This window comes from Pseudomonas sp. H1_D04, assembly GCF_054683855.1.
In genome coordinates this window covers 880,853-893,650 of record NZ_CP162826.1, presented here as the reverse complement: position 1 = coordinate 893,650, position 12,798 = coordinate 880,853, and the positions used below count along the sequence as shown (strand labels likewise).

Genomic DNA, 12,798 nt, shown 5'->3' with positions numbered 1-12,798 from the left:
GGACGAAGAGGAGCCATCTTCACGATCAGCACGCCGCCGGCCTGCAACCGTGTTGCTTGCCAGGAGTTTCGAGGGGGGGAAGGTGGCTGTCTACTGTCAGAAATAACAGGTCTCAGAGGCAGCTGAGGAGCGGGGCAGGCGCGCTGCGCTTGTCATCAGCGCTTATTCAATAGGTCCTCGTTTGGGGCGAGTCCGGAAAAAACGATACGTGAGGCTGATTACGATGGCGTGTCCCGCGCCACCGTCTGCCGAATCGGCAACACCACGCGAAACGTCGTGCCCTTACCCAGCTCGCTGCTGACGGAAATATCACCACGGTGTTTCTTGACGATGCCGTAGGAGAGCGACAATCCCAAGCCCGTCCCTTCGCCCACCGGCTTGGTGGTGAAGAACGGATCGAAGATCTTTTGCAGCGCGTGCGGTGGAATTCCGCAGCCGTTGTCTGCCACTTCCAGCCAGATGTTTTCGCCCTCCACGCCGTTGCTGATGGTTATGGTGCCGCGCTCCGGCCCCATGGCTTGTGCGGCGTTGATCACCAGGTTCATCACCACCTGATTGAGCTGCGAAGCCAGGCATTCTATGTCCGGCAGCGGCGCGTAATGCTTCACCACATCGGCCTTGTACTTGAGTTCACTGGCGACGATGTTCAGCGTCGAGTCGATGCCTTGTTGCAGATTGGCAAATTGCCAAGTCTGATCGTTGTCCACCCGCGAGAAGTTCTTCAGGTCTTTGACGATCTGGGCCACACGACCTATGCCCTCCTTGGATTCGAGGATCAGGAGCGGAATGTCTTCCTTGAGAAAATCCAGTTCCAGCTCGTTGCGCAAGGCCTTGAGCTGATCGCGTTGTTCACCCGGTGCGAGGCTTTCCTCAGCCTGGCGGTAAGCGTCCAGCATCTGTTGCAGCTGGTTGAAGTAGGTGTCGAGGCTGCTGAGGTTGGACGAGATAAACCCCACCGGGTTGTTGATCTCATGGGCCACACCCGCCGCCAGTTGCCCCAGGGACGCGAGTTTTTCCGACTGCACCAGTTGGCTTTCCAGCTGCTTGCGCTCGTCGATTTCCAGTTGCAGCGCCTGGGTGCGTTGCTCCACTAATTGCTCCAAGTGGATGGTTTTCACCGAGGCGCGCCGGGCCATGTCCCATTTGTTAGCCAGGGTGTTGGCCATCTGCTGGACTTCGATATTGTCGAAAGGCTTTTTCAGGATCAGCAAACGATCGTGGCCATGCAGGCGATACAGCAGGTCATCCCAGGAATAATCCGAATACGCGGTGCACACCACCACCTGCAGGCCGGGGTCGATTTTCCACAACTCCTCGATGGTTTTGGCCCCGTCCCACCCCTGGGGCATGCGCATGTCCACAAACGCCAGCGCGTAGGGTCGTTGCTCTGTCATCGCGGTGATGAGCAGTTGCAGGCCTTCTTCGCCGCCGTAGGCCGAGTGCAGCTCGAAGGTTTGCACCGTGGGTTTGCTGGTGTCGCCAAACAGCGCCGACTCCATCTCATCCAGCGCCTCGTTCGACTCGACAGCGGGCATCAGGATCTTGCGAAAGTCGTCGTGAATCGAGGGGGTATCGTCGATCAGCAAAATACGCCGGTTAGGGGGCTGGTTCATGGCGGGCTTCCGGCAAGGGTGAGAGGGATTTTCAAGGTGAACACCGCGCCCAGGCCCGGCCCGTCGCTGTGGGCGCTGAGCTGGCCGTTCATTTCCACTGCGGCCAGGGCGCAGCTGTGCAGACCGAAGCCGTGGCCTTCCTTGCGGGTGGTGAAACCGTGGGTGAAGATCCGGGTCATGTTTTCGGCGGGGATGCCTTCGCCCTCGTCCTTCACGCTTATCTGCAAGGTGCTGTCCTCCAGTTGTTGCACCGCCAGGGTCATCTGTCGTGGCCGGTCGGTGAGGTTGGACATGGCGTGCTTGGCGTTGCTGATCAGGTTGACCATGATCAACAGCAACCGGTGTTTGTCCGCCATGATCTCCGGTACCCGCCCATACTCCTTGACCACCGTGACGTTGTGGCGGCTAAGCGAACCGGCGTTCATGCGCAAGGCGTCCTCCATCAAATCGCTGATGTGCACCGGTTCCATCAGCGTGGACACGCCGGCATAGGATTGCTGGGTGGAGACGATGTCCTTGATGTGGTCGACGCTTTTGCTCAGTTGCGCCAGCTCATCGGTCATGGCCTGTTGTTCGACGGCAATGGCGTCCACCAGTTGGTTCAGGTAGCCCGGCAGCAGCTTGCCTTTTTCATCCAAGGTCAGGAAGGCGCCGAGGTCTGCCTGGTGCTCGTTGATCAGTTGCATGGCCTTGCCCAGGCCCAACGCCTTGCTGCTGCGCAGTTTGCGGGTGACCAGCTCGGCGGAGATATTCACGCTGTTGAGCACGTTGCCAACGTTATGCAGCACGTTGGTGGCGATCTCCGCCATGCCAGCCTGGCGGGCGCTGTCCAGCAGTTCGCTCTGCGCATCCTTGAGCTGCTGGGTGCGGCGTTCCACCCGTTGTTCCAGGGTTTCGTTGGCGGCCTGCAACGCTCGGTTGACTCGATTGATCTCGGCAAAACTACGCAACAGGCGCACGGCCAGGTAGAGCAGCAGCACCACCAGTAACGTCGAGAAAACCAACAGGTAGCGGTGATATTGATGGTCGATCAGGTCAGATGCTTGCTGGTCCTGATCGAGGTGGGTGGTCAAGTCGTCCAGGCGCTCGGCCACGGGTATGGAGGCAATGTGTTCGAGCAGGCTGTTGACCACCGGCTGCTCACGCAGAATCAGCGAAATGTGGTTGCTGAGGATGTCTATCGGGCCCTGGAACTCAGCGGGCAGGCTCTCCTTGTTGATTGCCAGCTTGCCCAACCCCACCAGAATATCTGCGGCGCGATCGTCGCTGGTGACCTGGGCGAATTCGAGGCTACTGAGCAACAGGTCGTAAATGTCCGTGGCGACATCCTGCAGTTGCAGGCGGCCTTCATTGTCAATGCGATTGAACTGGGCCTGGATGTCGTCCTCGGCTGTTGGCAAAAACGCGAGGGAATTACGCAGCACCGCGTTGTGGGACTTGAACTGGTCGACCAGCCTGGCTTTTTCCTGGATCGCCGCCTGATAAGCCTCCTGGCTGGTTTGCCAGCGACTCAGGTCTTGCGGGTCGTGGTAGGTATCGCGGGTATTGAGTTCCGCCCAGAGCCGGGTCATTTCCGTGAGTGGGGTGACCAGCGGATCGTAGTTGTGAGTGATCGCGATCCGCGCCTTAAGCACTTCGCTGTCCCATTGGGCGTTGAGCTGCTGCAACTGGCGGATCAGATCCCGCGATTGGGTGTAGCCGGCGGTCTGGTCGCGTGAAGATTTGAGGTACAAAAACACCAGCGTAGAGGCCAGCAACAGGGTGATCAGGCCAAGCAACACTTGGCTGGTGCGACGGCGGGAGGGGGTCATGACGGTATGCTCATAGGGGCTTGCCTGCCCATTCGCCGGTCAGGGTCTTGAGAAACTGGATAATCAGGTCTTTGTCTTCCTGGGAAGGGTTGCGCCCCAACTGGTACTTGAACATCACATCCACCGCCGCTTCCAGGGTCTTGGCCGAGGCATCGTGGAAGTACGGCGCGGTGACGGCCACGTTGCGCAGGCTGGGCACCTTGAACACGTGGCGATCTTCTTCGTCCAGGGTCAGCAGGTAGCGCCCCAGGTCGGACTCCACCGGGTTGCCGCGCGCCTTGAAGTAATCACCCATCACGCCGAACTTCTGGAACATATTGCCGCCGATATTCACGCCCTGGTGACAAGCGATGCAGCCGTAATCCTTGAAACGCTGGTAGCCGTATTTTTCCTCGATCGTGAGAATCTCCGTGTTGCCCAGCAGGTACTGATCGAACCGCGAGTTAGGGGTGAGCAGCGTGCGTTCATAGGTGGCCAGGGCGTTTTGCACATTGTCGACGGTGACGCCGTCGGGGTACGCCTGCTTGAAGGCGCTCTGGTAGGCGGGCACGTCTGACAGTTTCTGCACCACGGTTTTCCAGTCGCTGCCCATCTCCACGGGGCTGATAACCACTTGTTCGACCTGCGCTTGCAACGTGTCTACGCGGCCATTCCAGAACTGCTTGAAGTTCAGGCTGGCGTTCAAGACCGAGGGGGTATTGATTTGCACCGGTTTGCCGTCGAAACCTATTGAGAACGGCTTGTCGTCAGCGCCGCCGGAGGCCAGCCGGTGACAGCTGGCACAAGACAGGGTGTTATTCACCGACAGGCGCGGCTCATTGAACAGTTGCCGACCCAGCTCGACTTTGGCTGAGTCCAGTACTGGAACCGTCGGCAAAGGTTTGAGTGCCTCATCCAGCGGCGCGGCCATCAGTGACACACTGAGCCCCATCATAAGGACCAGGCCGAAACCGTGAGTTGCGACGTCGCTCAAGCGAGCACTCCTTGCATCGTGTGGACTATTGATAGGTTATCGGCATGGCGCAGCCCAACTGCAGCCGTTGGGCAAAATCCTTTGTCGACGCGGCCTTGCTGAATAGAAAACCCTGGCTCTCTTCGCTCTCCCGGGTTTTGAGGAGGGCCGGTTGCCCGGCAACGTGCTGTTGGGCAACTTGGCGCGGCGGGGCACTGACCTGATGGCACAGCTTAGTCGAGCTCCCTTGAATTCGGCGGCCAGTTGGCGTCAAATCAAGCCCGCGCCTTGGGCGAGGGAACACGGCTTAGTACCAGGGTTCAATTCAGCTCCATTCAGTTCAATGTGAAGGCGCAGTAGGCATGGATGAACAACTTGCGACGAAACCCACTATTTTGCTGGTCGACGATGAAGAGTCGATCCTCAACAGCTTGCGCCGCCTGTTGCGCGGCCAACCCTTCGATGTAGTGCTCGCGGGCAGCGGCGCCCTGGCCCTGGAGATCATGGCCGCCCAACCCATTGACCTGGTGATGAGCGATGCGCGCATGCCGGGCATGGACGGCGCGCAATTGCTGGCCGAGGTTCATCGCCTTTATCCCGCTACCAGTCGCATTCTGCTCAGCGGCTACGCCGACCTGCCGACCATCATCAAGGCGATCAACGAAGGCCAGATCCACCGCTATATCGGCAAACCCTGGAACGACGACGAACTAAAGCTGATCTTGCAGCAGGCTCTGGAGCATCAGCGCCTGGAGCGCTTGACCCAGGAGCAGAACGAGCAGCTCAAGGCGCTCAACAACACGCTGGAAAAACGGGTGGCAGCGCGCACGTCCGAGTTGCAGCAAACCGCCGATATGCTCGATCTGGCCTATGACGAGCTCAAGCGCAGCTACGTGACCGGCACCGAAGTGTTTTCGTTGTTGGCCAACCTGCGTCTACCCAAGGACAAACAGACCAACCGCGCGCTGATCGAACTGGTGCGCGTGTACTGCACCGCCCAGTCCATAGACGACGCCAGCGCCCGTGACTTGGCCATGGCAGCTGCGTTGTACAACATCGGCAAGCTGAGCTGGAGCGACAGCATGTTGATCGAACCGGCCGACAAGCTGCACAGCACCGATCGCGAACGGTACCGCGGTTATCCGACCCAGAGCGAATCGCTGTTGATGACCCTGGAGCCGATGAAGGATGCGGCGCGGATGATTCGTCACCATCAGGAGCGCTGGGACGGCAGTGGTTTTCCCGACCACCTCAAGGGCGATGCGATTCCGTTCGGTTCGCGCCTGCTGAAGCTGGCGGTGGACTTTATCGAACTGCAGAAGGGCCTGATCCTTGAGCGGCATCTGAACAGCGATGAAGCGCTGTTATATATCCGCAAATACGCCGGGCGCCTCTACGATCCAGAGCTGATCGAGGACTTCGTCCAGGCTTGCGCGGCATTTCTCAGTGATGTGACCCTGGGCGACCCGACCGTCAAAGTGTTGAGCACCCGGGAACTGGCCGATGGCATGGTCCTGGCGCGCAACCTCAATGCCGACAACGGGATGTTGCTGCTCAACGCCGGCAAGGTGCTGAACCTGCCGTTGGTGGACAAGCTGATTGCGTTCGAAGCGATGGAAGGCGCCAAGTACAGCGTGTTTATCAAGAAGCCGGACGACACCGAAGCAGTGCTCCAATAATGTTTATTTTTTGAATTCAAGGTGTTCAATTCATGCCTACCACTATCCGTATCGCCGCCGCCCTGCTGATCGGCGCTGACGGCCGAACCCTGCTGGTGCGCAAGCGCGGCACCCAGGCCTTTATGCAACCCGGTGGCAAGATCGACGCCGGTGAGCAACCTGCCGAGGCCCTGGCCCGTGAGTTGTACGAAGAGCTGAACCTGCGCATCAAACCCAGCGACGCGGTCTACCTGGGTAACTTCTCGGCCCCTGCGGTCAATGAGCCCGGATTCACCGTGCAAGCTCAATTGTTCCAAGTGCAGATCGATGCGCAGGTCAGTCCGGCTGCTGAAATCGAAGAGGTTCGCTGGATCGACCCTGCCGGTGATGGCGGCCTGGTGCTGGCGCCCTTGACCCGTGACCAGATCCTGCCGTTCTATCGCTCATCGCTGGCCATTACTGCCTGACGCTCAGGCGCAAAGGACTCAAACGTGATCATCCGTACGCTGGGCGGCAACGACGCCGAGGCTTATCGAGCGTTGATGCTGGAGGCGTATGGCGCTTATCCCCAGGCATTCACCTCCAGTGTGGCCGAGCGCGCAGCCATGCCGTTGAGCTGGTGGGAAAAGCGTCTGGACGGGCGCCAGGATCGTTTGCTCGGCGCGTATTCAGGGGATGAACTGGCTGGCATCGTCGGCCTGGCGTTCGAGCTTCGGGAGAAGGCGCGGCACAAAGTGACCTTGTTTGGGATGTACGTGACCGAGGCTTATCAGCAGAAGGGCTTGGGCCGACGGTTGGTGGAAGCGGCGCTGGATGAAGCGCGCCAACATCCGCGCCTCAAAGTCATCCAACTGACCGTCACCGCTGGCAACGATGCAGCGTTTGCGCTGTACCGACGTTGCGGGTTTATCCAGTACGGCCTGGAGCCGCTGGCGGTGCGGGTGGGCGTGGATTACTTCGATAAAATCCACATGTGGCGCGAACTCAAGGCTGACTGAGATCCAATGAGGGAGGGTGCTAGCCCCCCGATAGCAGAGTGTCAGCAAACAGAAATGTTGAATGTGCAATCGCCATCGGGGGGCAAGCCCCCTCCCACAGTTGGAACTGTGTGGTTTCAACGCACCGCGCTGACTCCGTCCAAAGTGGAAAACGACGTGTCCTTGGCTGTCAGCAAAAAGTCGCGCATATACGGCGCATCCAGCATGTCCGCACGAATCCCCGCATACAGCGTCGCAAACAAACCTTTCTCACCCAAGCGCTTGGCCTTTACGTAGCCACGCGAGCTGTATTCATGCAACGCCCAGTGGGGCATGCCGCACACGCCACGGCCGCTGGCGACCAGTTGCATCATCATCACCGTCAGTTCCGAGGTTCGCACCTGGGCCGGCTCGATGTCGGCGGGCTCCGGGAAGCGGGTGAAGATGTCCAGACGATCGCGCTCCACCGGGTAGGTAATCAAGGTTTCGGGAAGCAAGTCTTCGGGCACGATGAACGACTTGCTCGCCAGCGCGTGCTGATTGGCCACCGCGAGCATGGCTTCGTAAGTGAACAGCGGCACATAGGTGATGCCCGGCAGTTCCAGCGGGTCGGAGGTCACCACCAGGTCGAGGTCGCCGCGGGCGAGGGCCGGCAGCGGCGCGAAGGCGAAGCCTGAAGCCAGGTCCAGTTCGACTTCGGGCCAGGCATCGCGGAACTGGTCGATGGTTGGCATCAGCCACTGGAAGCAACTGTGACACTCGATCGCCATGTGCAGACGCCCGGCGGTGCCGCCGGCCAAACGTGCGATGTCGCGCTCGGCGCCGCGCAGCAAGGGCAGGGTGGCGTCGGCCAGTTGCAGCAGGCGCAGACCGGCGCTGGTGAAGCGCAGCGGTTTGGTCTTGCGCACGAACAGTTGCATGCCCAGGCGTTCCTCCAACTCCTTGAACTGGTGGGACAGCGCCGATTGCGTCAGGTGCAGGCGCTCAGCGGCTTCCACCAGGCTGTCGGCTTCGCGCAGGGCGTGCAGGGTCTTGAGGTGACGGATTTCGAGCACGTGCTCTCCATGAAGACAATTTGTGACGAAGTTGAATAGCGTGAGTTTGTCTCATGTTGCAAGGCATGTCGACCACGACCACTGGGCACTCTTCATCAAACTGTCATGGAAGTGTGGCAGCGCGCTTGAACAAACTTCATCAGACTCGCGCTCTACTGGGGTTCTGCGTTTCGGTGTTTTTCATGCGCGTGTTGCTTTTACTGGCCGCCTTATTGTTCGGCCTGCCGTCTTTTGCGGCGTCTCGATGTGATGTCAATGTCCCGACCCAAACGGTCGACCTGGAAAAGGTGAGCATCGCCTACCAGAGTATCGGCCGTGCGTCCGACCCGGCCTTGCTGCTGGTGATGGGCCTGGGCGGGCAGTTGATCCACTGGCCGGACGAAGTGGTGGTTGCCCTCTGCCAACAAGGCTTTCGGGTGATCCGCTATGACAACCGGGATGTCGGCCTGTCCACTTGGCGCGAGGCGCCGGCCAACGCCAATCTCACGTTTGAAGTGCTGCGCTACAAGCTCGGCTTGCCGGTGGCGGCGCCTTACACCCTGACCGATATGGCCGATGATGCGCTCGGGCTGATGAGCGCGTTGCAGATTCAACAGTTCCACGTCCTCGGCGCGAGCATGGGCGGCATGATCGCCCAGCACTTGGCGGCCATGGCGCCGCAGCGTGTGGAGAGCCTGACCTTGATCATGACCAGCTCTGGCGCTGAAGGCTTGCCGGCACCGAGTGCGGCGCTGGTGCAACTGTTGTCACGGCGCGGCGCGCCCAATCGTGAAGTCGCGTTGGAGCAACAGGCTGACTTGCTGGCCGCGCTGGGCAGTCCGACTATCAAGGATGATCGCCAAGCGTTGCTGCACCAGGCGGCGCTGTCCTACGACCGCGCCTTCAACCCGGAGGGCGTGAAACGCCAGATCATGGCGATTCTCGCTGAGCCGAGTCGCGTGCCGTTGCTCAACCAGTTGCGCGTGCCGACCCTGGTGGTCCACGGCACCGCCGATCCGTTGTTGCCGGTGATGCACGGCGTGCACCTGGCGGCGCATATCCAGGGCAGCCAATTGAAGCTGATTCCCGGCATGGCCCATCGTTTTCAGGAAGCCTTCAAGGCGCCGCTGCTGACGGCCGTGTTGCCGTACCTGCAAGCTCATCGTGAAGACGCGGCCCATTGGGCGCAGATTGATCAGGCGGCGCCTGCGAAGCTGCTGTGAGGTGGTGTATCGTGCAACCTTTGCGGCGTATGACTGCCAACGAGGTTGCCTACCATGAGTACTCCCCTGAAAATCGATTTCGTCAGCGACGTGTCCTGCCCCTGGTGCATCATCGGCCTGCGCGGCCTGACTGAGGCCCTCGACCAACTGGGCACCGAGGTGCAGGCCGAGATTCATTTCCAACCGTTCGAACTGAACCCGAACATGCCCGCCATGGGTCAGAACATCGTCGAGCACATCACTGAAAAATATGGCTCGACCGCCGAAGAGTCCCAGGCCAACCGTGCGCGTATCCGCGACATGGGCGCCGAGTTGGGCTTTGCCTTCCGCACAGATGGCCAGAGCCGTATCTACAACACCTTCGATGCCCACCGCCTGTTGCATTGGGCTGGCCTTGAAGGTTTGCAGTACAACCTCAAGGAAGCGTTGTTCAAGGCCTATTTCACCGATGGCCAAGACCCGTCCGACCACGCCACCCTGGCGATTATTGCTGAGAGCGTTGGCCTGGATATCAAGCGCGCCGCCGAGATTCTCGCCTCCGACGAGTACGCCGCCGAAGTCCGTGAACAAGAGCAGTTGTGGACCTCCCGTGGCGTGACGTCGGTGCCGACCATCGTGTTCAACGACCAGTACGCCGTCAGCGGTGGCCAGCCGGCGGAAGCCTTTGTGGGCGCGATTCGCCAGATCATCAACGAAGCCCGAGCCTGACCGTGTTCCCATGTGGGAGGGGGCTTGCTCCCGATAGCTGAGTGTCAGTCAACACCTGTATTGACTGAACCACTGCTATCGGGAGCAAGCCCCCTCCCACATGAGATTCTGTGTGAATCTGAATATCTCGCTGGCCCGCCCCTTGCATTGACCCCCTAAAGCCATAGGGGAAACATTACCTTGAACATTCTTGACCTCGACCACAGCCTCACCGGTCAGGCACCGATTGCCCGGCGTTTGGCCAGTGGCCGTGCCACGCGCATCGACCTGCTCGACCTGGGCCCTAAGCTGCGCCTGTGGTCCACCGAAAAAACCTGGAAACGCTTCGCTGAACGCCTGGCCCAGCGGCCACGGCCCACGGATGCGCGACCGGAAATCCTGTTTGTCGGCTCCGGCGATTATCACCACCTCACGCCAGCATTCCTTGCCGATCTCAAAGAACCCATCAGCCTGATCCACTTCGACAACCATCCCGATTGGGTGCGCTTTGCGCCCAAGCGCCACTGCGGTTCGTGGGTCAATCGCGCGCTGAAGATGCCGGCGATCAAACGCATCGTCACCCTCGGCCCGTGCAGCGATGACCTGCACAACCCGCAGCTGCGCGGCGGCAACCTTGGTGCGCTCAAGCGCGGGCATTTGCAGCTGTTCCCGTGGCAACACCCGCCGTCGAAAGTGTGGGGCAGGGTCGGCGATGGCGCCGGTCACCAACAGCAGGAAAACCACCTGCACTGGCGCAACCTTGCTGAGCTGGATTGGGCTGCATTCCTGGAGCAGATGATCAGCAGCCTGCCCACTGACGCGATCTGGATTACCGTCGACAAAGACGTGCTCGCCAGCGAAGACGCGGCGACTAACTGGGACCAGGGCGGCATGCGCCTGACCCACTTGTTGCAAGCCTTACGCGCGCTGGAGGCACGCAAGCGCATCATCGGTATCGACGTGTGCGGCGAGTTCGCTACACCGGCCTTCAGCAATGCTTTCAAGCGCTGGGAAGCCAAGTCTGACCAGCCTCCAGCGGAGCGTTGGAGCCCCGAGGATTTGCAGCGCAACGCCGCCACCAATGAGGCCCTGATCGACCTGTTTGAGGAGCTGTTCCCGTGACGTTGACCGTGGTGTTGCTGGTGGCGTTTTCCATCGTGCTCGATGTGATCGGCCAGTTGTGTTTCAAGCTCGGCCTGGACCGTTTGCCGGAGCTGGAAGGTGGCTTTCGCCTGAACGCGTTCTGGGGCCAGGTGTTTAATGCGCCGTTGCTGTGGGCGGGGATCGGGGCCTACGTCATTGAGTTTTTTATCTGGCTGGAAGCCTTGTCCCGCGCGCCGTTGAGCCTGTTGTTTCCAGCCGCTGCGCTGGCGTATTGCGGGGTGGTGCTGGCGGGCAAAGTGGTGCTGGGCGAAACCGTCAGCCGCCGCCGTTGGCTGGGCACGCTGGTGATTACCTTGGGGGTGATGCTGGTGGCGATTGCAGGGAGTCAGGCATGAATTCGCACGCGTGGTTGCATGGGCGTTTTGGCACCGTGGTGCTATGGGCCTTACTGATCTGCACCGAGAGCGCCGGGCAGTTATTTACCAAAGTCGCCGGTGACCAGTTGGGGCAAATGGATTTCAACTGGCAGTGGCTGGCCGACGTGGCGCGGAACCCTGGGATCCTCGCAGCGATTGCCTGCTACATCGGCGCGTTTTTCGTGTGGATGCTGATCCTGCGGCGCAGCAGTTTGTCCTTGGCGTTTCCACTCAGTTCACTGGTGTTTGTGGTGGTGCTGCTGGGGTCGTGGCTGGGGCTGGGGGAACATATCAGCCCGCTGCACTGGGTAGGCGTGGCGGTGATTATCGGTGGGATAGCGCTGCTGGCCGAAGGCGAAGAAAACTGAAATGCGGACCCATGTGGGAGGGGCAAGTCCCTCTCACATGAGGCCGAAGTGATCAATCGAACGTGTAGCTGATCGCCGTCTGTACCTGGCCCTGGTTCACGTCGCCGGTCTGCTTGACGATGCTGCTGTTGGCCGCCGAGCCCACCAGGTGCACCCAACTTGCGCTGGTCAGCAGTGACCAATTGGGCGCCAGGGGGAATTGGAAACTCTGGCTCAGGGTTACGTTCTGGAAGCCGCCACTGGCGTTGTAGGCCTTGAAGCCTGTGGCCGCCGCTTCGTTATCATCCACCCCGAAAAACGTCTGGGTCTGGCGTGCATCGGCGAAATGCGCCACCAGGCCGCTGCTGCCGATGATTCCGCCGCCCAACGGGTAACCGAGCTCACCGCCGACCTTGCCCAGCGCGCCGCTCTGGGAATGCCCGCCACCGACGGCCTGGCCCAACTGGGCGTAAACCCGCCAGAAGTCAGCCGGCGCGTACTGGATAAAACCCCCGACCTCGGCCATGTCCGACACATTGCGCATCCCCTGCAGCGAACCGTTGGAGGTGCGCCCCTGCAAGTAATTGATATACGGACCGGCACTTAAACCCTGTGTGTTCAGCGCGCTCCATCTCAGCCCGTCGTCGGTGCTCAGGCTCACGTTGCCCCAGTCGAGGTCGAGATAGGGCACGGGCCGGGTTTCGTAGCGGCTGCCGGTCGGATCGTGGGGTTGGTAGCTGACGCCTGCGCCGACGTCACCGCTGATGCCTTCGGCCTGAGCGGCGAGGCTCAGTAAACCGGCGAACGCCGCGCATGTGATCCTCAACATGGTCACAGTTCCTAAGTGAATACACGCGCATGAACGCGCAAACCATCGCCCCCATGCAAGCACTCATCTTGTTTGTAGCAAGCTACAAAAATTGTAGCTATGACGACACAAATTCCCCGCTCACACCCGTTAAACCCCCAGCCCTGC

13 protein-coding genes are annotated in these 12,798 nt (G+C 60.3%); 8 read left to right on the top strand and 5 right to left on the bottom strand.

Annotated elements, in window-relative coordinates; translation table 11 throughout:
• Positions 1-218 precede the first annotated feature (218 nt).
• From AB4N82_RS04255 to AB4N82_RS04245, 3 genes are read right to left on the bottom strand one after another with little or no spacing between them, the layout of a single operon-like run.
• Complete coding sequence (locus AB4N82_RS04255) at positions 219-1,613, bottom strand: ATP-binding protein (protein ID WP_460104473.1); 1,395 nt, start codon at positions 1,611-1,613, stop codon at positions 219-221.
• Entirely contained in the window at positions 1,610-3,424 is a 1,815-nt protein-coding gene (locus AB4N82_RS04250; protein WP_099601209.1) for a DAHL domain-containing protein, read from the bottom strand. Before AB4N82_RS04250 ends, AB4N82_RS04255 begins: the two co-directional genes overlap by 4 nt.
• A gap of 10 nt (positions 3,425-3,434) precedes the next feature.
• Positions 3,435-4,358: a cytochrome-c peroxidase gene (locus AB4N82_RS04245; RefSeq protein ID WP_371260767.1), complete on the bottom strand. Its 924-nt coding sequence runs from the start codon at positions 4,356-4,358 to the stop codon at positions 3,435-3,437.
• Positions 4,359-4,738: 380 nt separating this feature from the next.
• On the opposite strand from AB4N82_RS04245, the gene AB4N82_RS04240 reads away from it, so the two are divergent.
• Genes AB4N82_RS04240 through AB4N82_RS04230 form a run of 3 tightly spaced genes read left to right on the top strand, consistent with a single transcriptional unit; the run spans position 4,739 to position 7,032 of the window.
• Positions 4,739-6,055, top strand: a complete 1,317-nt coding sequence (locus tag AB4N82_RS04240; protein ID WP_122764800.1) for a response regulator c-di-GMP phosphodiesterase, NosR family — start codon at positions 4,739-4,741, stop codon at positions 6,053-6,055.
• 32 nt (positions 6,056-6,087) lie between these two features.
• A complete protein-coding gene (locus AB4N82_RS04235; protein WP_032891837.1) occupies positions 6,088-6,501 on the top strand; it encodes an NUDIX hydrolase in 414 nt (137 codons plus the stop codon).
• A 24-nt stretch (positions 6,502-6,525) separates the two neighbouring features.
• Positions 6,526-7,032, top strand: a complete 507-nt coding sequence (locus tag AB4N82_RS04230; RefSeq protein ID WP_032891836.1) for a GNAT family N-acetyltransferase — start codon at positions 6,526-6,528, stop codon at positions 7,030-7,032.
• 116 nt (positions 7,033-7,148) lie between these two features.
• On the opposite strand, the gene metR is transcribed toward AB4N82_RS04230, so the two are convergent.
• On the bottom strand, positions 7,149-8,066 hold the full coding sequence (metR, locus tag AB4N82_RS04225; protein ID WP_460104471.1) for a transcriptional regulator MetR: 918 nt from the start codon (positions 8,064-8,066) through the stop codon (positions 7,149-7,151).
• Positions 8,067-8,248: 182 nt separating this feature from the next.
• Between metR and AB4N82_RS04220 the strand changes: the two genes are divergently transcribed.
• The 5 genes from AB4N82_RS04220 to AB4N82_RS04200 all read left to right on the top strand — a co-directional run bounded on the left by AB4N82_RS04220 (position 8,249) and on the right by AB4N82_RS04200 (position 11,843).
• A complete protein-coding gene (locus tag AB4N82_RS04220) occupies positions 8,249-9,268 on the top strand; it encodes an alpha/beta fold hydrolase (RefSeq protein ID WP_032891831.1) in 1,020 nt (339 codons plus the stop codon).
• 54 nt (positions 9,269-9,322) lie between these two features.
• Positions 9,323-9,976 (top strand): DsbA family oxidoreductase, encoded by a 654-nt coding sequence (locus AB4N82_RS04215; protein WP_032891830.1) that lies wholly within the window; start codon positions 9,323-9,325, stop codon positions 9,974-9,976.
• A gap of 180 nt (positions 9,977-10,156) precedes the next feature.
• Positions 10,157-11,077 carry an arginase family protein gene (locus AB4N82_RS04210; RefSeq protein WP_122764801.1) on the top strand — a complete coding sequence of 307 codons (921 nt, stop codon included), beginning with the start codon at positions 10,157-10,159 and terminating at the stop codon, positions 11,075-11,077.
• Positions 11,074-11,454, top strand: a complete 381-nt coding sequence (locus tag AB4N82_RS04205; RefSeq protein WP_032891828.1) for a DMT family transporter — start codon at positions 11,074-11,076, stop codon at positions 11,452-11,454. Before AB4N82_RS04210 ends, AB4N82_RS04205 begins: the two co-directional genes overlap by 4 nt.
• Positions 11,451-11,843, top strand: a complete 393-nt coding sequence (locus tag AB4N82_RS04200) for a DMT family transporter (RefSeq protein ID WP_032891827.1) — start codon at positions 11,451-11,453, stop codon at positions 11,841-11,843. Before AB4N82_RS04205 ends, AB4N82_RS04200 begins: the two co-directional genes overlap by 4 nt.
• 52 nt (positions 11,844-11,895) lie before the next feature.
• Here AB4N82_RS04200 and AB4N82_RS04195 read toward each other — a convergent pair whose 3' ends face one another.
• Complete coding sequence (locus AB4N82_RS04195) at positions 11,896-12,651, bottom strand: MipA/OmpV family protein (protein ID WP_032891826.1); 756 nt, start codon at positions 12,649-12,651, stop codon at positions 11,896-11,898.
• Positions 12,652-12,798: the final 147 nt, after the last annotated feature.